Genomic DNA, 21,184 nt, shown 5'->3' with positions numbered 1-21,184 from the left:
CGATGCACCTCCTGCCATAGGGTGTGTGCTAGGTTTATGTATGACGGATGAAATGGAATGAACGATGGAAGCACTAAAACAACAAGTCGCTCAGTTGATTGAGCAAGAGCCGAAACTATTGCCCGCAGCAATAGCGGAAAAATTGAATGTATCAGAGTTTGAAGCCGTAGCAGCGTTACCAGAAGAGATGGTTGCGCTCGTCGGGGGAGAGCAGGCGCAGTCGATATTAGAAAGCTTGGTCGGTTTTGGCCCAGTCACGACAATTGTTCATTCTTTTGGATCGATTTTTGAAGTGAAGGCGCCATTCCCAAAAGGAAAAGTAGCCCGAGGTTATTACAACTTAATGGGCCGTGAAGGCGAGCTTCACGGTCATCTGAAACTGGATAACATTAAGAATATTGCTCTAGTCAGTAAGCCATTTATGGGCCGAGAGAGCCATTACTTCGGCTTTTTCTGCGAAGCAGGCAACAACGTGTTTAAAGTCTACCTAGGCCGAAATGAGAAGCGGGAGCTTATCGAAGAACAAGTCGCGACTTTTAAGCAATGGCAGAAAGAATTTAGTCATTAATCGATAAAAAATTATAGAAGAAGTCAGGAGTATTTAAATGGATCAACAAGTAAAACAAGAGCGACTGCAAGGACGTTTAGGCCCTGAAATTAAAGAGTTTCGTCAGGAGCGTCGTACGCTTCAATTAGCGACAGTTGATGAGAATGGTCGCCCGAACGTAAGCTATGCTCCTTATGTACAAAACCAAGATGGCTATTTCGTACTTATTTCCGAGATCGCGCGTCATGCCCGCAATCTACAAGCAAACCCAAATGTTTCTATCATGATGATAGAAGATGAGGACAGCTCGAAGCAGTTGTTTGCTCGTAAGCGCCTAACCTTTGATGCGGTTGCAAGCGTTGTCGAACGTGACTCTGAACAGTGGCAGCCAGTTGTTAACCAATTGAAAGATCGTTTTGGTGAAATCATTGATGGCCTCAGCCAACTGCAGGATTTCGTCTTGTTCAATCTTAAGCCAGAGCAAGGCTTGTTCGTTAAAGGCTTTGGTCAAGCGTACCAAGTATCCGGTGATGACTTAGTTGATTTTGTCCACCTTGAGCAAGGGCACAAAAAAGTCTCTAATGCATAATCAGAAACTTATTTAGTTGATCGTTGTTTCTAGGTAATCTAAGCCATACTAAAGGAGCCATAGGGCTCCTTTCTTTTTACTTATCACTTAGACCGTTGGGGGTAGAATGCGACCAGTTAGTAAAGATCACGGAGAAATCTGTTACCCGTTTATTTACGAAGATAGTCCAGTGTGTGATTTTGAAATTGCTGCTGACGAGCTATGTAGCCGCATTGGTCTAGTGCTGACAATGGAACTAGATGCGCTAAGCCGTGATATTTTAGGTCGCGTACAACCTAATGTGTACCATCTTAATGGCTCTGTTCGAGGCAAGCTTGCGATTGATGAAGCTCAATTGAAGGAGCTCTATGATGATTACAATGTGTTAAGGGAAAAGCTCGATGGAGGTTTCCGAGGTTTTGTCTTACCCGGTGGTCATCCAGTTTCCGCAGAGTTGCATTTGTGCCGGACTCAAGCCAAGAAAATTGTCCGCGCTCTTGTTGCTGTTGAACACTCTGGAAAGAAATCGCCCGCGCCAATTCTCTTCCGCTACGCCAACCTACTCGCGAATGTAATGTATGCGCTTGCCTCATATACCAATAACATTCATCAAGTCGAAGAAGTGGAATTTGTCAGTCGTAGTTATTGAATTTGATTGATACAAAAACGCTCCCTCAATATTGGGAGCGTTTTTACATCGATGGTCTAATCGTTAGAAGCTAGAGCCTGGCTGAGTTAAAAACTCGATTTCTTCAGTGGTGCTTGCTCTACCCAAAATCTCATTGCGATGAGGGTAGCGGCCAAAACGGTCAATAATCACTTTATGTTTGAGCTCGAAGTCATAGTTATTCTCGAGCCCTGGTTGGTTAAATAGCTCGACCGCTTGCTGGTGAATACTTGCTGACTCACTGTGCATGAATGGCATATAGAGAAAGCTGCACTCGATAGTGTTTAACTCTTTGTCCAGTCCTAGAGCAATGGCTTCTTGGGCGAGCGCTAAAGCAAGCGGGTCTTGGCTAAAGGCTTTGGCGCTATTGCGATGAATATTGCGGGAAAACTGGTCTAGAACAATGATTTCGGCCAAACGACCTTTTGCTGACTTCCGCCACGTTAATAGCTCGCACTGAGCGGCGCTGTCTAGCAATGCGCTGAAACGGGCCGTGATGGTTTTGTCTACCTCGCTACTGCTCACGAACCAGTCTTTAGGTTCAAGCTCGTTGAACCAAAAACTCAGCACGTCATTTTCTGTTGGTCGCTTACTCATTGGGCCTTCCATGTTTGGGTTGAGGTCCGTTGACTATGGATAAAACCAGCGCGTTTGGCAACCCCCTCCGCTTCCAATCCTAAATGGGCAAAAGCCTAATAAATAGACACTCACTCTTTATGGGTATTGGAAAAAGGAAAGTGAGGACTATAATCGCGCTCTCTCCATTTTTCTGAGTAGAAAAAGTGAATCTAGAAAGAAAACCAGATCGAGCGACCGCAATGCGTGACATCATTACGCAGGTGAAAAACACACTGCCGTTGTATGAATCAGAAACGTTTGTTTGTGGAAGTAAAGGTAGCTGCATTGGTTGCCCGAAAAAGTTACTCGAAATGGTTGATTCGGATCTCAGTTATTGGGAGTCTGCGCTCGATAGAGGCATTGCTCCCCAGTTTGACGAGATACGCCGTTTTGGAAAAATGTGCTCCAGCGTTAAACGAGCACTAAGCCGTAACGGACTGATTTAATTTCTTCGACCCCTTTAGAACTTTACTGCTCTGAACTAACTTTAATGTTAGGCAGCAGCAAAGGGGGTCGTTATATGACTCGATATGATTCGTTACGCAAGGTAATTGTCATATTTATGACGTACTTTGCGATTTCTCCAGCCTTTAGTTCAACGAGTGATTTAAGAGAAATTTCTTTCTACACAGAAAGCTATCCGCCAGCAAATTACATCGTTGATGACATCATTACTGGCTATTCTGTCGATGTATTGCTAGAGGCTAGTGCACTCGTTAATGAGCCCGTTACACTGTCTCAGGTCACGCTACAACCATGGGCTCGTTCATATCGAACGGTGCTAACCCATGAAAACTCAGTTCTATTTTCGACTACACGCTCAGAGCATCGTGAAGGTTTGTTTGATTGGGTCGGACCTATTCTTGATATCAGAGTAGTGGTCTTGGCCCGTAAAGACGCTAACATCCAAATCCAAGACCCACTCGAGATGGCCAACTACAGAATCGGTGTGATTAGAGATGACATTGGTGAGCAAAGTCTTCTTGCGTTGGGCATCCCAAGAGATTCTATGCAAGAAGCGTCCTACGTTACGGTATTAGCTGAACAGCTGATGAAAAAACGTATTGATCTCTTTGTCTACTCAGAAAGAGCGGCGTATTGGTGGTCGCGACAAGTCGGGATAGACCCCGATTTGTTTGAACCTGTTTATTTGGTCCATGAGGGACAAGTTTACTTTGCGGTTAATAAGAAGACAGACAAAGTCGTTGCTGAAAAATTGCAAAGAGGCCTCAACATGCTCAAGAAAACAGATGAATCTGGTAGTAGTCGCTATGAAGAGATCTTAGAAAAGTACTAATATGCGATGTCATCAAGCCAAACACAATGATTTGGCTTGCATGGATATATACGATGGTTACGTCTTTAACGTTTACTTAAGCGCTACTAAACTTTAGCTTTCTTAACAAAGTATGGATTATCAAACTTTTTAGGACTACCAAGCTCAGAGGCAACCAGTTTGTTCCACAGTTGTACGTCAAATTCGCTTTTGGGAATAGAAGGGTAGAGGGTTTCAACTTCTTCCATTGCAAATCTAATAAACTGCTTTTTCTTAATCTGGTTGTATTTACGCGCGACGCGATTGTGCTTTGATATCCATTCTTGCTTAAAAGCGAGTAAGCCAGGCTCTGCGACGTCTAGTGGTAATCGAGAAAGATAAATACGCTTATAAGAGACTTTACGGTCGAGCATTGTTCTCATGGCTGTCTGGATATATTTGCCATGATTGGTGATAGAAATGTCTTCTTTATCAAAAAGTTGAACACTCCATCCACTAGGGAAAAAGTTCGGCTTTCGGTACTGCTTGTTTCTAACATCGATAGCTTGGTGCATGACAAGATCGGAGGTACCGTTAAAGGTTTGTTGCCACTTACCGATACGAATCTGCACAGCAGTCGGTAATCGATAAATATTAGTAAATTTATCTTGTTCCATATTTTTATACACTAATTTTACGTCGATATATAAAAGGCAAAAAAGAATAGGCTCGAAAACAGGCGCCTATTTTAAAGGGTTGAGAACTATTCGACACAGTGTAGTGAAAAACTGTCTGACTCGCTAGTTAGTTTGGTCAAGATTTGGTTAGTTAATAGACGGCTTAGGCTTGCGTTGGTCACAATTCTTAGCAACAATCATTGATTGGAATAGCGAGCAAATGTTGGCCCTACCAACGCTTCGATAGAGCCAATATCACGTTAGTCGTAGATGGTAGGGATCGGCTGGCGTTTGTGTTGAGTGATTTTGTAAATATGCACTAAACGGTCGGTAACCTCTTGAGAGACTACTTTACCTTCTAAGAAATCGTCGATTTGCTCATAGCTAAGGTTGAGCGCGTCTTCATCCGCTTTCTGAGGGGCAAGTTCTTCAAGGTCTGCGGTAGGCACTTTCTTAACCAGCTGTTCAGGCGCGCCAAGTGTCGCAGCAAGTTCACGTACTTGACGCTTACTGAGACCAAACAATGGTGCCATGTCGCATGCGCCATCACCAAACTTAGTGTAGAAACCAGTGATGTTTTCGGCTGAGTGATCTGTACCAATGACCAAGCCGCCAACATAGCCAGCGATTTCGTACTGAGCAACCATACGCGCGCGCGCTTTGACGTTGCCTTTTACGAAGTCAACTTTAGCCTTGTCTTCGGGAAGTAGGCCAGTACCTTCCAGAGCGATATGACTTGCAGCATGTAAGCCGTCAACACCCGCTTTGATGTTAACCGATACAGAGTGCGTAGGTTGGATAAACTGTAGCGCCAACTGTGCTTCGTCTTCATCTTTCTGATCACCGTAAGGTAAACGAACGGCGATAAACTGATAACCAGCATTGCTTTCTTCATTGAGCTGGTTAACAGCAAGTTGGGCTAGGCGGCCGCAAGTTGTTGAATCGACACCGCCACTAATGCCGAGAATAAGCGACTTGCACCCAGACTCTTGTAATTTGCGCTTAATAAAATCCACGCGACGAGTAATTTCAAAATGAGGGTCAATTGATGGCAAAACGCGCATTTCGTCGCGAATCAGCTGTTCCATTATGTTTCCTTCCTGCAAGCAATATGGTTTAAAATTATGAGTCTAACTGGTGACTTTAACAGGTCTACCTCAGACCAAATTCTGAATCTTGAAGTGAACGTGTTAAAATCACATCTTTATATCATACCTCAATCAATAAATTAGAAAACTGTGATCGCGGTTTTCCCTGATAGTGAAGAACAACAATGAGCAAAATTGCCGTATTTGGTAGTGCATTTAATCCGCCAAGCCTTGGACATAAGAGTGTTATAGAGTCCCTAAACCATTTTGATCGAGTTCTGTTGTTGCCAAGTATCGCTCATGCTTGGGGAAAGCAGATGCTTGAGTACTCTGTGCGCTGTGAGCTGGTGGATGTTTTCATTCAAGAGCTCGTGGCCACAAATGTCGAACGCTCTACGGTTGAAGAAGATCTTCTTCAACCGGGAAGCAGTGTGACAACCTATGCGGTCTTGGATGAATTGCAGTCTCGTTATCCTGATAGTGAGCTTACCTTTGTTATGGGGCCAGACAATTTCTTCAACTTTTCAAAGTTTTACAAAGCCGAAGAAATTATAGAGAGGTGGCGCGTGTTGAGTTGCCCAGAGCAGGTGAAAGTACGAAGCACAGATATTCGTAATGCGCTAATTGATAAAAAAGATATTTCTAACCTCACAACCCCAAAAGTATGTCGCAAACTTGCCGAAAAAGAGTATTATTATATGGTCTAGTGTACGATATATAAGAGGCGTGAATGTCAAAGTGCGGATTGATATGGGGGGCTTTATTGCTGTCTTCTGTTTCAAATGCGTGTGAGATGTATGGCAGCAGCTCCAGTTCTCAATCAGTAATGTTAGGGCAGCAAGGTGTCTGTTTTTCTATACTTGATGGTATTGGTTATACCGCTAAGTCTATAGATTCAATCAGCAGCTATATGGCCAAGGACTCAACAGACTACTCTGCGTATTGGTCGGAATGGCTGTTACAAAATGACAGCAACCCAATTTTAACCAAGAGCTTATCTTCAAATTATATTGGTTTAGGCGTATGGGTTCCGAGCGAGCTTGAAGATCAACTTTCTAGTATGGATACGGAAGAGTGGATCAAAAGTCATGGCTTACAGCTTAGCCTTGGCTTTGGTGATATGAACACTGGTGAGCCTCGCATGCGATTCGATTATCGCTGGCATGAGGAAAGAAATGGCGACGTGATGATGCAAGTTGAAGTCCCGTTCTAACCACTTTTGACTCTTTGTTATAGCCGTAAGTTTACCCATTAGAAACTTGCTGCTGTTCTAGTCGCTCATAACTGTGACTAATTAACTGTTCTGGTGTTTCAGGTTTTGAAAAGTAGTAACCTTGAATTAAGTTACACCCCATTGCATAGAGCTTCTCTAAAGCTTCTTGATTTTCTACCCCTTCCGCTATCAGTTTGACCTCTAACTGTTTAGCTAATTGAACGATCAACCAAACTACGCGTTCAGCCGTTTCATTACTCAGCATGTTATTGATAAACGTCGAGTCAATTTTAATACAGTCAATGGGGTAGCTGTGGATGTAGTTGAGACTGGAGTAACCAGTGCCGAAATCATCAAGGGCAACGGTGAATCCAAGTAGGCGCAACTTGGTCAGAATTTTTTTGACTTCATCGGTTTGAGACAATAGTACGGTTTCCGTTAGCTCAATCGTGAACTCTTCTGGAGTGAAATTATAGCGTTGTATCGTGTCGATCAGGTGCTGTAAGTATCGTTCAGAATTGTTTAACTCATGGGCTGAACAGTTAAGTCCCAATTTTATTTTATGGCCTAGTCCGTTTTCTAGCGCAACTTTTGCCTTACAGGCAAGTTCAACAATACGTTCGCCAAATTCGACAATCAGTCCGGATTGCTCAGCAGCTTCGATGAACTCTAGCGGAGAGATCGCTCCGAGCGCTTTGCTGTGCCAACGTGCTAGAATTTCATAGTAATTCCATTGTTTTTTGTTTCGCTCGACAATAGGTTGAGCTACAACATAAATTTCACCATCGCTGATCGTTTCTTTTGCCAGTTCACTTCGTAGAGCGTCGATAATTAAGGCTCGGCGGTAGTACTGCGCACTTAAATGCGTGTCGTAACACTGCACATTGATATGCCTTGATTGCTTACAATCTTTGAGTGCCAAACTGGCGTTAAGTATGATCTGATCGGCTGTCACGTTTAGTCCTGCACTTTTGGCAAGTCCAATGCTGACACTGAATTTGATATTGTGTGCGGGATCTTGATAGCCTTTTTCAAGTTTGTTGATGATGGTGTGGCAGATTTCGAATGGGTCACCAGATAAGGTGATAAATGCAAACTCATCACCCGCTATTCGAAACGCTAAATGCTTATCTTTGATGGAAAGTTTAATGGTATTTGCAACAAACTTAATGATTTGGTCGCCGATGTAGTTACCATATAAATCATTGATTGATTTGAAGTTGTCGATATCGATATAAGCGAGAGTGAACGAGTCGATGTTCATCTCATTCAGGCGCTCGATCTTGTCAGATAAGTAACTGCGATTTAGCAAACCAGTGAGGTTGTCATGAGAAACCTCATAGCTAAGTTGGTCAACTAAGGTTTCTGAACGAGCAGATAACCACTTTGCCCTTAGGTTGTGAGTGACGATACTAGCAAAAAGCTTATGCGCTTCAACGAGGTGTTCGGTCTCGCCTGGTTCTATTTCATTATTGAATGTGGAAAGCAAAACGCCCAGTGTTTCTCCATTTGTCGCTTTCAATGGCACAGCGATGTAAGACTCGATGTTATTGTCGAAAATAAACTGTTCACTCGGGTGTCTGGAAGACGCTTGGTTTTGGCACAGTGTATACTCTTGATTAGACTGAATGACAAACGCCCATGTGCTACGACTCAATGGTGTATTACAGTGAGTTCGCTGCAGTCTTAAGTCACTAGCGGAGGCAAGTAAGACAGATTTCGGCGTAAATTGATCAAATTCAATCACGCAGGTGCAAAACGAGTTTGCATAATTGTGGAGCTCATAGGTCGCTTTGTTTAGCAGTTCGAGACCGTCCAAGCTTAATGTTTCGCCAAGTGTTTCCACACTTAGCGTATCTGGTACAGATGATGTCCTAGCCATATCGAGTAACTCACTATTATTGCGACTTATGTCACTTCTTTATCGGTTGGGTTACTCTTTAAATATGGTACTGGATGCATACATTTGCAAACTTAAATGAAAACTAATTGCAGGAGTAGGTCAAGCGGGGTTGATTACTGTGATTGCTCTTTAGATAGGCGTGCTTTTAAATAGTCCAAAAACAGTTTCGTTCTCGTGTGTTGGTAATCAAGTTTAGGATAATAAGCATAGACCAAAGCCTCATCAGCCGTGATACTCGGTAAGATTCGTTTAAGTGTACCGACTCTCAGCTCTTCTTTGATCATCACATCATTTGTCAGCAAGATTCCCATGCCACTTTTGGCTGCATAAAACAAAGCTTCAGGGTTGGTTGTGGCAAAGTTGCCGCTGAGCGATAGCTTTCTCCCATTGGTCAAAATGTATTCTCTTTGCGTACGTTCTCCCCAATTAAGCATATTGTGTTGAGCGAGTTGCTCGACGTTTTGTGGCTCCCCGTGTTGTTTTATGTAGTCAGGTGAGGCGTAAAAACCTGCTTTATGTTCGAAAAGAGGTGTCGCTTTAAAACTCAACGAATTGAGCTGTTCAATCTCTCTGCTAATGAAGAGGTCCAGACTGAGTGCTGGGAGTTGACCTGGAGTCGTCGTAATCAGCTGGATGCGGATATCGGGATACATCTTCAGGAAGTCATTAAGATATTGCACCAGAAACTTCGAGCCTACTGCGAGAGTTGCCCCAATTTTCAATAGCCCAACAGGCGTTTCTGAAACAGAGCGAGTTTCGTCGACAATAGATTGCCAGCCATCTAACTGAACCTTTGCGCGTTCATAGAACAAGGCTCCTGCTTCGGTTTGGGTGACAGAGCGAGTAGTGCGTTTTAACAGCTGCGCACCAATACGTTCTTCAAGCCAGTGGATACGTTTGCTGATCGCTGAACTTGTTGTGTTGAGCTTTCGCGCGGCCCCATTGAAGCTGCCCTCGTCTACAACACGAATATAACTCTGAACACTTTGAATCCAATCCATAACTCACTCTTATTGTTTCTTTGTAGGACTTAATCACTTTCCATTTTGCCATATTATCATTCAATCAGGACGCATATAAACTCCAATTAAAGATAATTGATTTAGGAGACGCTATGAAGAAAACCCCAATTTTATTAGCCATGATGATCATTGCGACAGGGCAGGTTGGTGTGAGTATCTATCTACCGTCTCTGCCGATGATCAGTGAATCTTTACAGGCCAACCAAGCTGACATCCAACTTTTAGTGACTCTATTTTTGGTCGGTTTTGGTGCTTCCCAACTATTCTATGGTCCACTCTCCGATGCGATAGGTCGCAGACCTGTGTTTATTATCGGCCAAGGTATTTACCTAATTGGTACCGTGATGTGCATTACTAACACGGACAGTTTGTCGATTCTGACGGTAGGCCGTTTGCTGCAAGGCTTAGGGGCGGGTAGTGCTTCTGTCCTCGGCCGTAGTGTACTACGGGACAGCTATGAAGGGGTTCAACTGACCAAAGCGTTATCTTATATCTCGGTCACAGCTTCCATTATGCCAATTGTTGCGCCAGTTTTAGGCGGCTGGATCTCATTCTACTTAGGGTGGGAGGCAGTATTTATGTTTGTTTTACTGTATCTGATTGCGATCTTTACACTCGGCTATTTCATTTTGCCTGAAACCATGAACTACGGTAAATCCCGTTTTAATCTTCGTAGTGTGATAAAGAATTACGGCCTGTTAATGACGAATAAGCAGGTGATCTCTAGCGCCTGCTATAACTGGATTAGTTATCTTGCGAGTTTGGTCTCTCTCTCTGTGATGCCTTTCATCTTGCAACATAACTTAGGCCTGACGGCTGCAGAGTATGGTTCGGTAATGATCATTCCTTCGGCTGGTCTTATGGCTGGCAGTCTTACGTTGAATGTACTAAATCGATATCTGTCGACGCGTCAGTTGATGACGCTAGCTATCTCAATTATGGCCTTGGCGGGAGTTTGGTTAGTCGCTACACCGGTCTCGTTGTTCAATCTTGTTTGGGCATTTACTTGGCTGACGGTTGCTCAAGGTATTTCGTTCCCGCTATCAATTAGCATGCTACTTGAGCCGCACAAACGGCAAGCAGGTTCGGTGTCAGCGTTATCAGGCTCCGTTCAAATGTGCCTAGCAGGTCTATTTGGAGGGTATTTGGTTGAATACTGGGTTCAGAGCCAATTTGCTATGGGGGTGTTCTATTTACTCGCTGCAATCACCATGGCTTATGTCCTCATTGCATCTAAGAAGGTAGCTGCTGCACAGCAAGAGTTTGCTTGATAGGCAGTTGAGGGTACAATGCCGGAAAAATTGACATACCGAGATAAAAACGATGGAACACAAAGAGTTTGAAACTTTAGTTAAGTCACTATGTGAGAAAGAAAACTTACCACAGGCACTAGAGCTGTTAAAAGCGTCTGAAGATGGTGAAGTGTCAGAAGCTGCACAGTCTTTATCTGGTCAGTTCGCGCTTGCAGAAGTTGACGGCGCGAAGCGTGTTTATCATGTGACAGTGCAAGAAAACGAGCAAGGCGAGGAGCAAGAGTTTGTTGAGCACGTAATGGATGAAGGTGAAGATGTGATTCGATTCGTTGCTTGGTTCTTCGACGTTATGTTTGATGTGAAGCGTAAAGATACGTACCAAGCGGCGGGTAAAGCCTATACGCAACCTAAACGCGCTTAATAATGTGATTTAGTTCTTGTTTTAGTGTTAAATGTGATTAAAATCACGCTTCCATTTTTGGGAGATAAACATGAATCACGAACTAGGCAATGCATACATTGGTCAAATGATCGCTAAGCAAGCTATGCATGAAGCACTTTATGGTAAGCCTAAAGCGAAGAAAGCCTCTTTCATCAAACGAATGATGAAGAAACTGGCGAAATAATCGCATAAGTGAAATGGATTTTTCTAATCTCGACGAGTCTCGAGCTTAGTCAAAAGCCCCGCTGAGAACAGCGGGGCTTTTTGTTTGGGCGCTACAATGAAACGACGTTATCCGGCACTGTGCTCAGCCCCTTTTCCTCAATCCATGCAGTTAGGTTATCAGCACCGCCAATATAATGGCCATCCAACCAGATTTGAGGCACCGTTACAGGGGTTTTCTCGCCGATGATTGCCTTAACTTCTGGAATCATTCGATACAAGGCCGCACTGTCTTTGACGACATCGTAATAGTGATAGTCGATACCAGCTTCATCTAAGATTTTCTTCGCTTTCACGCAGTACGGACAAGTGGCTTTACCATAAACAATATTGCCTTTAAGGGTGTCGTGCTTTGTCCATTCTTGAATCACCGACTGAACTAAGACTCCGCGGTTGAGTGCCTCGCCTTGGCTAACGACTTTACCTTCGACCATCAGGATCGGCGCATGCCAAGCGCCAACTTTTAATGGTTCCCACCAATGAGAAAGCCAATCTTTCACTTCCAACTCTATCGGGATGCCCGCCAATTCATTTTCAAAGGTATCAGCTAGGATATCTTTGGTTAGCGTACATTCACCACATGGAATGTTCACTTTAAATGGTCCCCAGCTACCAGCCCATTTATAGAGTGTTAGTTTTATTGGACTTGTCATAGATTGCTCTCCTTAAATGCCTATGACTAATTAGAACGGCGTCAGATGGCTTATCTTTCAGCTATTTTGATCTTTTTGTTTCCCAGCGAGTGATGAACGCGACAGAAGCAATAATGATAGCGGCGCCTAACCACAACCTTCCTGGTGGAACCCAGCCAAATACAGCCCAACCTGCTAATACGTTCAATGGCAGCTTTGCATGATCAAACGGTTGTACGAAAGAGGCATCTGCGACTGAATACGCTTTTACAATAGCCCACTGAGCCAACGCTGTCATTGCACCTGCAGCAAACAGAACTAGCCAAATAGTCCCACCGCTCGGCATTTGCCAATCAGGTAATGCGAGTAAGATATTAAACGGCGTGATCAAAATAAGAAGGTAGACCACCATCGTTGAAGGAGAGTCGTCAGAAGAGAGCTTTTTCACCATTAACGAATAGCAAGCCCAGAAGAAGGCGGCGCCAACGGGGAGTAAAGTCGCCCAATTAAAGTCTTCTGCCCATGGTTCAAGAATGATCATCGCGCCAACAAAGCCAGATAGAGTCGCCGCCCAGCGTGCGGTTCCGACTTTCTCTTTGAGGAATAACCCCGAGCCTACCGTGGCAAATAGTGGAGATGTCATCAGTAGCGCAATGCCTTGCCAAATCGGGACAGGGTAGGCGAGCGCCCAAAGCCAAAGTTGAATGCCGATAACAGATAGAAACACTCGGAAGACATGCATACCAAGGTGCTCTGTTCGTAAAGACTTGCCAATACCTAACGTTTTTAAGTAAGGAAGGATCACGACCAATGCAATGGCATATTGGATAAGGGCGACGGTGGTTGAAGATAGCCCAAAATTAATGCTGGCAACTTGTGCAAGACTGTTAACAATGGCAAACGCTAGCCCTGCGGTAAGCATCCAGCTAGCCCCTTGAATAGGGTGATGATTTCTGGTGGTCATGATGTAAGTGTATGAAAAATTGATAGTGTGAATCATACGACTTTATTGAAGTGAGATCACCTTAGTAATCTGAACTTGTTCTTCAATAAAGCCGAATGTGGGCAATTTCTTTATTGGTTGATTCGCCTTAGCGTTTTTTATTCAGTGTGTACACTGAAGCAACTACCAGAATAAGGCCAATAGCATGCCAAATCGTAAATAACTCATCGAGCACCATCACGGCAAAAACCGCGGTGATGGCAGGGCCGATATTGTTGGTTAGGCTAAGTGTGGTTGGGCTTAGCCTCGCCATGGCTGCAGCCATCAGATAAGAAGGTAGCACCGTACAAAAAATGCCGAGCAAAATACCAATGGTAATCAGCTCAATGCTCCAATCCGTCGGCGAGGCATCACTCAGTGATAGGTGAACAAGAATCGCAAGCCCTGCGCTGCCCATGCCAATACTGGTAAACATTGAGCTGCCTAAATGACCAATAAGCGGTTTACTCCAAACTAGATAGAACGCAAAGACCAACGCGGAGGTGATAGCGAGCAAACTCCCGGAAACAACTGAGGCCCCAAAGGCACTGAAGTCATGAAAGACAATAAAACCGATACCGACATAGCCAATCAGCGCGGAAGACAATACGGCCCGAGTTGGTTTACTGCCATACAACCCCCAACTGATCAGTACAACAAAAGTTGGGAAAAGGAAGATCAGTAGGCGTTCAAGCTGTGCTGAGATATGAGCCAGTGAAGCGATATCTAAAAAACTGGCTAGGTAGTAGCCCATGATGCCAATCGCCGCTGCTTTTACGCCATAACGTTGGACCTTGATGCGGTTTTCTCTGTGTCGGCACAAAAATAGGAAAATGAGCAAATACACCGGAAGCGAGCTAAAGGCTCTTAGCGTCATGATAGAGGTTGCGTCTCCCCCATATTGATAAGCAATCTTAATAAATATCGGTTTAACAGAGAAAAGGACGCAGCCCGCGAGTGCCATCAAAATACCAAATTGGGTGGCAGATGAAGTGCTTGAGGAGGCGGTGTGAGTTTTTTCGGTCATTCGTCTCGTATCCTTTTGAGAGTGGAGGCTACGAGAAAGCAAGGCTGGCTACGTTCTCGTAGCCAGGCGCAGTGTTACCTACCGGCTACAGGCATTGAGAAGAAGGAGCCAAAGGTAGGTAAACATAAAAGTCATAATCATTCCGATTGATGGTGAATTTTTAGACTATCTTTGTCGTGTATAAAATGCAACCGCTTGTTGTTAGCCTCGTTGCAATTTTAACTCGACTTGGTTCAGCGCATTTTGGTACATAGACCAAGCACAAATACCCGCTAAAATATTGCCGATAAACGCTCCCCAGAACAGGCCTTGGATGCCATAAAAATGCGACCCTAACCATAAACAAGGTAAGAAGAAGGCAAACAGTCGCAGCGCTGAAATCGTTAAAGCGGTATAGGATTTCCCGAGAGCATTGTTGATTGAAACCATTAACATACAGATGCCTAGTGGCCCTAAACTAAACGGTACAATCATCAGGTGATAGTTAAGAATGGACTCCACTTCTCCTTCACTGGTCATGAGAACCGCCAAACCGTTTGACCCAAGCCAAGTCGCGATGGCGATAATAAGTTGGAAACCAAGCACAAATTTGACCGCGATAGTGACCAGTTTTCGGATGTCGACAAGGTTGTTAGCGCCGAGCAATTTTCCGACCATTGGCGGCATTGACATGGTGAGCGCAAGGACGGAAACAATGGCGAAAAACTCGAACCTTGAACCAAGAGCCCATGCAGCAACCGCAGCCGTACCGTAGCTAGCCAGCAGCTTAGTGGCGAGCATCGAAGAGAGTGGTGGCAGCAATTGGCTGATCATGGCTGGCCCCATAATATTGCCAATGGAGCGAAGGCTTTTTACTACATTTAGGTCGCTCCAATCAAAGAGCATCCAGTGCTTATTCGTCACTTTCGGAGCGACAAACAGTATACCTAAGCCGAACGCGATAATGGTCGCAATTGCCGCACCGTTGATGCCCATATCGAAAGTGAAAATGAAAATAGGGTCGAGCACCAAGTTGAGCGCACTGGTCACCATCATCATGGTGCCCGGCAACATGGTATTACCATTAGCTCGACAGACACTGTATAAGAAATAGAGTACAGCACCAGTCCACGCACTGATTAACCAATAAACCCAGTAGCTATCAATAATTGGCAGTACTGATTCAGGGGCACTTAGCAGTAGTAGAATTGGCTCGCGGATCAAATAGATAATGACAGAGAACAACGCAACGCCCACGCTACCCATTGCGATGACAAGCCCCCCAAGCTGTTTGGCGTAGCGTTCTTGGTTTGCGCCAATCGCTTTAGCAATTACAGAGGTCGTTGCAATGCCTAGACCCACCTGAATACCGATAATGATCATTTGAATCGGTAAGGTAAAGCCTTGAGCCGCGAGGGGTAAAACACCTAGCTGCCCGATGAATGCACTGTCTACGAGTTGGAAGCTCATCAGTGACAGCACACCAAACAGCATTGGCCAAGTCATATTGAACAACTGTTTTCCGAGAGAAGGTGCTGAATCTTGTGTTGTTGAAGTCATAGCTGCTTTTTATTTAAGGTCTTTCGACTGTGCTTAAAGTTAAACCGAGGCAATTTCACCTCGGTTTACTATCGTTTGACATACATCGTAGCCATACCACCGAATTTCAAGGGGGTGGCTCAATAATCATGCGAAAGAGTTACTCTTGCTTAAGGTGATCTGCATAACCTTTTGGCGGTGGTGTCCATCCGCGCTCACCATTCTCATGGCGGTCTGATCTATCAGTTTGCATCGCTAACTTGATATGTTCTTCCATATGCATAAAGAGTTTGCGGTAGTTATTGTCGAAACGTTCGCCTTCAGAATCGTCCTCCCAGGCATGGTAGAGCCTATCGGATTTTTTGTCCTCAACACGCTTATATGCCGCTTTTTGTTTTTCGACATGGAACGGATGGAAATTCAACTCGCGCATTGCATGTGCGCCAAGCTCAAGCGATGAATGATAGGTTTCAAGCTCAATAATATCGGCTCCGGCTTGGCGAAGCAGGTAACCGTGTCCTCGGTCGAATGCACGAGCGAGGACCTTAACCTGCGGATAGGTATGCTTAACGTATTTTGTTAGTTCTACGCAGGTATCTCGGTTATCTATGGCGATCACAATCATTGATGCTTCCTCGATCCCTGCTGTATGCAGTAGATCTGGGCGGCTAGCATCGCCAAAGTAGGCCTTGGTATTGATTTGGCGAACGACATCCACTTGCGCAGCTTGTTGATCAAGGACGACAGTATGAACACCATTCGAGACGAGTAATCGGTTAACAATCTGGCCAAATCGGCCAATACCCGCGATGATGACCGTCCCTTTTTCCTCAATCGTGTCCGGTTCACGATCGTTGGATAACTGCTCAAAGCGCGGCAAGATCACTTTATCGAATAGAATGAATAAACCTGGGGTGAGGAACATAGAAAGTGCCACAACCAACGATAAAGTCTGCGCGATGTCTTGGGGGATAACATGGTTTTGAACGGTAAAACTCAGCAGAACAAAACCAAATTCTCCCGCTTGTGCAAGGCTGAGAGTAAATAGCCAGCGGTTACTGTCTTTAATCCGAAAAATAAACGCAAGCGTATATAGGACAGCGGATTTAAGAAGCATAACGCCCAATGTCAGGCCGATGATCAAGGCAAAATCATCAAACAAAATACCAAAGTTAATCCCAGCGCCTACGGTGATGAAAAACAGACCGAGCAGAAGACCTTTGAATGGATCAATATTGGATTCTAGTTCATGTCGGAACTCACTGTTTGCTAGGACAACACCTGCGAGGAAGGTTCCCAGCGCGGGGGATAATCCAACCAAACTCATCAAAGCAGCAATGCCTACTACCAGCATAAGTGCGGTTGCGGTGAATATTTCTCGTAGCCCTGAGCCTGCAACGAAGCGAAATAGGGGACGGCTTAAATAATGTCCGCCAACGACTAAGCCTACGATAGAAATAATAATAACGATTCCGTATCCCCAACTCGGTAAACCTGAGACAAGGCTTAGCTCTTCGTGGTGTTCTGACGCGGCTGAGACGGCAGATTGAGCTTGCTCTACCAATTCCGGAAGTGCGAGTAACGGAATAAAAGCTAACATTGGAATAACGGCAATATCTTGAAATAGCAGCACTGAGAAAGCGTTTTGTCCACCTTCTGTTTTGCTTAGTCCTTTCTCATTGAAGGTTTGTAAGACGATCGCTGTCGATGAAAGAGCGAAGATCAAGCCAATCGCAAGCGCAACAGTCCAAGGCTGGTCGAAGTAAAGCGCGATGACCATGACTATGGCAGCAGTACCGCCCACCTGAAGTCCACCTAGCCCGATTAAGCGATTACGCATTGACCAAAGCATCTTAGGTTCAAGCTCTAAGCCGACTAAGAACAGCATCATAACCACACCAAATTCGGCAAAATGTTGGATGGTATTTGTTTCTTCACCGACAAGGCCGATGATTGGGCCGATCACCACACCAGCGATAAGATACCCGAGTACAGATCCGAGCCCCAGACGTTTGGCGATAGGAACGGCGATGACTGCTGCCGCTAGGTAAATGAATGCCTGTAGGAAGTAACCGGTCATAGTTGTGCCTCTTTCGCTAGTGTGTCGACGTAGTGATTGAGTTTTTCTACCTTAACGGCTTGCTCATAATCAATTTGATCTTTGACGAGTGCTTTTAGAAGTTTCGTCCAATTCTCGACATGCGTGGTGACACGTCCATCTTCTTGAGCTGTGCGCGCGCCGAACAGTGCAAATGGCGCCAGATAATCCATACCTGTCAGACTTGCCATCTGCTCAAGCGGATAAAGTAATTCACGAATGGTGTAGTGGTTATAACCATCAGTTTGGTAAGCCTCAGCTTTACCTCCAGCAGAGAGCGAGCAAAAGAACTTTTTGCCATGTAGTGCATTACCTTCAGTGCCGTAAGCAAATCCGTATTCTAGAACGAGGTCTTGCCACTCTTTTAAAATTGCAGGGGTTGAATACCAGTAGAGTGGAAATTGGAAGATGATCACATCGTGATCTCGCAAGCGCTGTTGCTCTTTATCGATATTAATTTGATAGGTTGGGTATTCGTAATAAAGATCGACAACCGTGACGCCTTCAACCTTTTTGGCGGTATTGAAAAGGTGCTGATTGACTTCAGAACGCCCAGGAGAAGGGTGAGCAAATAACACGAGGACTTTATTGTTTGACATATCTTGTCTCGCTGGTTGATAAGTGTTGGCGGTATCAAGCTATTTTTACATAGCGCCGAGCTATTCATCAAAGAGAACTAAGGCTCAATGAGTTATTACATAGAATCAGTAATGCTTAGAAATGGTGGCTTCTAAATCACTCAAATGCTCGACAATGAGTGAGGCGTGAGCAGTGAAAGGCGTATGTTTTCCATGCGTAACGAGGCATGAAGGCATCGCCGCATTAAACGCCGCTTGCAGATCATAAAGGTAATCTCCAACATACAGAATTTCGCTAGACTCAAGCTTCCATTCATTGGCTAAGTAGAGCAAGGAATCTGGTGCGGGTTTCGGCGGAAAGTGTTCACGCGTAATAACATTGGGGATGGTTATTTTGTTGTGAGAGAGCTTAGTTTTAGTCGCTTCAGAGCAGTTTCTGGTAATGACTGCAGTGAGAAAATGATTGCTTTTAATAAAATTGAGTAGGGACTCGCAACCAGGCATGGGCTTAGAGCTCTCAGCGTCTTCTAGTTCGTGTTGAAGAACCAATGAATGAGCATTAGCTTGAGTTTTCTGACAGTCGATTTGGTCGATAAAAGAGAGCAAGTCTTGACTACTTGGACAGCCAAGCTGCTCCCTTAACCATTGAAAGTCCATGTCTGAGCTCACTAAGGTATTATCAAGATCAAAAACGATGGCTTTGATTTGAGGGATGTTTAGTGGCACGTGTGACATAGACTTTCCTTAGCTTATGCGAACTCTTGCTCCAAGTAAGCAACGATGTCTGACGATTCATACATCCATTGTACATCGCCATCTTTCTCGATTCTTAAACAAGGCACTTTCACTTTACCGCCACCCGCTTCAAGCTCTGAGCGATGTGCGTGGTCATTTTTAGCATCGCGTAAATCAAACTTTACCGATTGGCGTTTCATAGCGCGACGCACCTTAACGCAAAAAGGGCAGGCTTCAAATTGGTATAGCGCGAGAGACTGCGCTTTTGAATCAACAGCTTGTTGGTCTTCCGTTGAGCGTTTTACGCCTCTAGGTGAAAAGACAAAGTTGAGCAATAGAATAACTCGTCCTAAGAACCAGCGGATAAACTTCATAACAATCCTATTATTATATTTTAAGGTGACATTTACGTTACGCATTGTAACTGAGATGTGACCAATCTTAAACTTAGCTCAGCGTAATTTGATGTTTCTTACTGACTTCAATCCCTAACCGTTTCGCCAGTCTGGTTAAATTCGCTCGATCGGTCTTTAACTGGCGAGCCGCTTGCGCCCAATTAAAGTCCGCGTTGTTTAATGCAGTGATGATCATTTGGCGTTGATACTCTTCCGTTGACTCTCTTAAGCCTAATGATGGGTTTATTTCTGCCAAAGAGTGGGTCGCTAAACCTTCGCTAGGAATTGGCATGTCGGGCATGGAATCAAGTTCACCAATATCTTCTACAGAGATGGTAATTAGCTTGCCGCCTCGTCCTCTTGCCCGCGCTTTTAATGCTGCGCGATTAATGACGTGCTCAAGCTCGCGTACGTTACCAGGCCAGTTGTAGCGAGCTAACTCTATACGCGCTTCTTTACCCAGTTTGATTTGAACGATGCCAAGCTTTCTTCTTGCTTGTTCTAGGAAGTAGCCAGCGAGTAGAACAATGTCCCCATTTCGTTCACGAAGTGCAGGTACAGTGATTGGGTAGACACTCAAGCGGTGATATAGGTCTGAGCGGAATCGCCCTTCTGACACTTCTTCTTTTAGCTCACGATTTGTTGCTGCCAGCACTCGAACATCAATAGTTTGCACCTTGTCTTGACCAACAGGCTGGATTTCATTGTTTTGTAGCGCACGCAATATCTTACTTTGCGCCGCTAGGGGAAGTTCACCGATTTCATCGAGGAAAAGGGTACCGCCATCAGCAAGAGCAAATTTCCCTAAGCGAGACTTGTCTGCGCCAGTAAAAGCCCCTTTAACGTGGCCAAATAACTCACTCTCTACTAGATTTTCAGGTATCGCTGCACAGTTAACGTAAACCAGAGGTTGTTTTTTGCGGGGTGATAAATGATGAAGGCTGCGCGCAACCAGCTCTTTACCTACACCCGTTTCACCGTGGATAAGAATATTGAAATTAGAAGGGGCGACGACTTCAATATCCGCTTTAAGCGCTTGCATTGAATGGCTGTCCCCAATGATTTCACTGCCGTCTCTGTCCCACGCCTCTTCGTTGAGCTCTTCGAATTTTTGTTGAGTTTGCTTGGCTTGTTGTTCAAGTTGGCTTACCGCAAGAGCGACTTTCAGTGTTGAAGCCGCAATCGCAGAAAGTGCTTCAAGACTGCGAGTTGGAATTTGCTCAAAGACGCCAGGAGTCAAGCTGTCTAATGTCAGAACACCAAGCAGCTTGTCGGCGTAGAAAAGAGGTAACCCCATGCATGAGTGCATCGGTAAGTCACCTTCGTAGTCCAGCAGCAGGTTGTCGAAGGGATCAGGTAAGTCAGAATCGGCGTCGAATCGGATAGCGCTCTTAGACTCACAGATGAGTGCAAACCGAGGGTGCTCAGATATCTTGAATCGGCGGCCAAGGGTATCTCTCGTTAACCCTTGAAGAGCAAGTGGAACCAAGGTGTCTCCCTGCAGAGACAGTAGCGCAACACAATCACATTGGATCGCTTTACGAATGGCATCGAGCAGATTGTTGAATCGGTCTTGATCGTTGTCCCCGCGAGCAAGGCCAATGGTCATATCGATGAGGGTAGAAATAGAAATATCTTGCATGGCTTATGATGGCGTACTGGAGCTATTAAACGTTGATTTAGAATTAAACACAGTTTGAGAGATATTTCAAACTCTATGAGTCAATATGACTTGTTGTTTGTG

24 protein-coding genes are annotated in these 21,184 nt (G+C 44.7%); 10 read left to right on the top strand and 14 right to left on the bottom strand.

What is annotated here, in order from left to right:
- Positions 1 to 64: 64 nt before the first annotated feature.
- From hutX to VIA_RS07515, 3 genes are all read left to right on the top strand, one after another.
- The gene (hutX, locus tag VIA_RS07525) at positions 65 to 568 is read left to right on the top strand and encodes a heme utilization cystosolic carrier protein HutX (protein WP_004412188.1); all 504 of its coding nucleotides are present in this window, start codon (positions 65 to 67) and stop codon (positions 566 to 568) included.
- Positions 569 to 605: 37 nt separating this feature from the next.
- On the top strand, positions 606 to 1,136 hold the full coding sequence (gene hutZ / locus VIA_RS07520; protein WP_004412187.1) for a heme utilization protein HutZ: 531 nt from the start codon (positions 606 to 608) through the stop codon (positions 1,134 to 1,136).
- Between the two features lie 106 nt (positions 1,137 to 1,242).
- Positions 1,243 to 1,764 carry an ATP:cob(I)alamin adenosyltransferase gene (locus VIA_RS07515; RefSeq protein WP_004416172.1) on the top strand — a complete coding sequence of 174 codons (522 nt, stop codon included), beginning with the start codon at positions 1,243 to 1,245 and terminating at the stop codon, positions 1,762 to 1,764.
- 63 nt (positions 1,765 to 1,827) lie between these two features.
- Here the strand turns inward: VIA_RS07515 and VIA_RS07510 are convergent, their stop codons facing one another.
- Positions 1,828 to 2,379, bottom strand: coding sequence for a DUF924 family protein (locus VIA_RS07510; RefSeq protein ID WP_004416174.1), 552 nt, complete (start codon positions 2,377 to 2,379; stop codon positions 1,828 to 1,830).
- Positions 2,380 to 2,600: 221 nt separating this feature from the next.
- Between VIA_RS07510 and VIA_RS07505 the strand changes: the two genes are divergently transcribed.
- Complete coding sequence (locus tag VIA_RS07505) at positions 2,601 to 2,846, top strand: hypothetical protein (protein ID WP_004412184.1); 246 nt, start codon at positions 2,601 to 2,603, stop codon at positions 2,844 to 2,846.
- A gap of 116 nt (positions 2,847 to 2,962) precedes the next feature.
- Positions 2,963 to 3,697: a substrate-binding periplasmic protein gene (locus VIA_RS07500; protein WP_004412183.1), complete on the top strand. Its 735-nt coding sequence runs from the start codon at positions 2,963 to 2,965 to the stop codon at positions 3,695 to 3,697.
- Positions 3,698 to 3,783: 86 nt separating this feature from the next.
- On the opposite strand, the gene VIA_RS07495 is transcribed toward VIA_RS07500, so the two are convergent.
- Entirely contained in the window at positions 3,784 to 4,332 is a 549-nt protein-coding gene (locus VIA_RS07495) for an MSHA operon transcriptional regulator (protein WP_004412182.1), read from the bottom strand.
- Between the two features lie 260 nt (positions 4,333 to 4,592).
- Entirely contained in the window at positions 4,593 to 5,420 is an 828-nt protein-coding gene (nadE, locus tag VIA_RS07490) for an ammonia-dependent NAD(+) synthetase (RefSeq protein ID WP_004412181.1), read from the bottom strand.
- A 185-nt stretch (positions 5,421 to 5,605) separates the two neighbouring features.
- Here nadE and VIA_RS07485 point away from each other — a divergent pair, with 185 nt between their 5' ends.
- Both VIA_RS07485 and VIA_RS07480 read left to right on the top strand, forming a co-directional pair.
- Positions 5,606 to 6,127: a nicotinate-nicotinamide nucleotide adenylyltransferase gene (locus VIA_RS07485; protein WP_004412180.1), complete on the top strand. Its 522-nt coding sequence runs from the start codon at positions 5,606 to 5,608 to the stop codon at positions 6,125 to 6,127.
- A gap of 23 nt (positions 6,128 to 6,150) precedes the next feature.
- Complete coding sequence (locus tag VIA_RS07480; RefSeq protein WP_004416177.1) at positions 6,151 to 6,633, top strand: hypothetical protein; 483 nt, start codon at positions 6,151 to 6,153, stop codon at positions 6,631 to 6,633.
- Between the two features lie 31 nt (positions 6,634 to 6,664).
- Here VIA_RS07480 and VIA_RS07475 read toward each other — a convergent pair whose 3' ends face one another.
- Positions 6,665 to 8,515: a putative bifunctional diguanylate cyclase/phosphodiesterase gene (locus tag VIA_RS07475; RefSeq protein WP_004412178.1), complete on the bottom strand. Its 1,851-nt coding sequence runs from the start codon at positions 8,513 to 8,515 to the stop codon at positions 6,665 to 6,667.
- A 134-nt stretch (positions 8,516 to 8,649) separates the two neighbouring features.
- On the bottom strand, positions 8,650 to 9,537 hold the full coding sequence (locus VIA_RS07470) for a LysR family transcriptional regulator (RefSeq protein ID WP_004412177.1): 888 nt from the start codon (positions 9,535 to 9,537) through the stop codon (positions 8,650 to 8,652).
- A gap of 113 nt (positions 9,538 to 9,650) precedes the next feature.
- Here VIA_RS07470 and VIA_RS07465 point away from each other — a divergent pair, with 113 nt between their 5' ends.
- From VIA_RS07465 to VIA_RS22575, 3 genes are all read left to right on the top strand, one after another.
- Entirely contained in the window at positions 9,651 to 10,829 is a 1,179-nt protein-coding gene (locus VIA_RS07465) for a multidrug effflux MFS transporter (protein WP_004412176.1), read from the top strand.
- Positions 10,830 to 10,881: 52 nt separating this feature from the next.
- Entirely contained in the window at positions 10,882 to 11,232 is a 351-nt protein-coding gene (locus VIA_RS07460) for a hypothetical protein (protein WP_004412175.1), read from the top strand.
- 70 nt (positions 11,233 to 11,302) lie between these two features.
- Positions 11,303 to 11,437: a hypothetical protein gene (locus VIA_RS22575; protein ID WP_004412174.1), complete on the top strand. Its 135-nt coding sequence runs from the start codon at positions 11,303 to 11,305 to the stop codon at positions 11,435 to 11,437.
- A 91-nt stretch (positions 11,438 to 11,528) separates the two neighbouring features.
- Here the strand turns inward: VIA_RS22575 and VIA_RS07455 are convergent, their stop codons facing one another.
- From VIA_RS07455 to norR, 9 genes are all read right to left on the bottom strand, one after another.
- Complete coding sequence (locus VIA_RS07455; RefSeq protein ID WP_004412173.1) at positions 11,529 to 12,128, bottom strand: glutaredoxin; 600 nt, start codon at positions 12,126 to 12,128, stop codon at positions 11,529 to 11,531.
- Between the two features lie 61 nt (positions 12,129 to 12,189).
- Entirely contained in the window at positions 12,190 to 13,071 is an 882-nt protein-coding gene (locus VIA_RS07450; RefSeq protein WP_038210762.1) for a DMT family transporter, read from the bottom strand.
- 127 nt (positions 13,072 to 13,198) lie between these two features.
- A complete protein-coding gene (locus VIA_RS07445) occupies positions 13,199 to 14,116 on the bottom strand; it encodes a DMT family transporter (RefSeq protein ID WP_004412171.1) in 918 nt (305 codons plus the stop codon).
- 201 nt (positions 14,117 to 14,317) lie between these two features.
- On the bottom strand, positions 14,318 to 15,655 hold the full coding sequence (locus VIA_RS07440; protein WP_004412170.1) for an MATE family efflux transporter: 1,338 nt from the start codon (positions 15,653 to 15,655) through the stop codon (positions 14,318 to 14,320).
- A gap of 139 nt (positions 15,656 to 15,794) precedes the next feature.
- Complete coding sequence (locus VIA_RS07435) at positions 15,795 to 17,714, bottom strand: monovalent cation:proton antiporter-2 (CPA2) family protein (RefSeq protein WP_004412169.1); 1,920 nt, start codon at positions 17,712 to 17,714, stop codon at positions 15,795 to 15,797.
- The gene (locus VIA_RS07430; protein WP_004412168.1) at positions 17,711 to 18,331 is read right to left on the bottom strand and encodes an NAD(P)H-dependent oxidoreductase; all 621 of its coding nucleotides are present in this window, start codon (positions 18,329 to 18,331) and stop codon (positions 17,711 to 17,713) included. The genes VIA_RS07435 and VIA_RS07430 overlap by 4 nt, the downstream gene beginning before the upstream one ends.
- Before the next feature lie 105 nt (positions 18,332 to 18,436).
- Positions 18,437 to 19,045 (bottom strand): HAD family hydrolase, encoded by a 609-nt coding sequence (locus VIA_RS07425; protein WP_004412167.1) that lies wholly within the window; start codon positions 19,043 to 19,045, stop codon positions 18,437 to 18,439.
- A 14-nt stretch (positions 19,046 to 19,059) separates the two neighbouring features.
- Positions 19,060 to 19,419, bottom strand: coding sequence for a glutaredoxin family protein (locus VIA_RS07420; protein ID WP_004412166.1), 360 nt, complete (start codon positions 19,417 to 19,419; stop codon positions 19,060 to 19,062).
- 73 nt (positions 19,420 to 19,492) lie between these two features.
- Complete coding sequence (norR, locus tag VIA_RS07415; RefSeq protein ID WP_004412165.1) at positions 19,493 to 21,082, bottom strand: nitric oxide reductase transcriptional regulator NorR; 1,590 nt, start codon at positions 21,080 to 21,082, stop codon at positions 19,493 to 19,495.
- Positions 21,083 to 21,184: the final 102 nt, after the last annotated feature.

It is taken from the genome of Vibrio orientalis CIP 102891 = ATCC 33934 (assembly GCF_000176235.1).
Classification (GTDB): Bacteria; Pseudomonadota; Gammaproteobacteria; order Enterobacterales; family Vibrionaceae; genus Vibrio; species Vibrio orientalis.
Note: the sequence above shows the minus strand (reverse complement) of the source record. Positions and strands in the feature narration are given on the sequence as shown.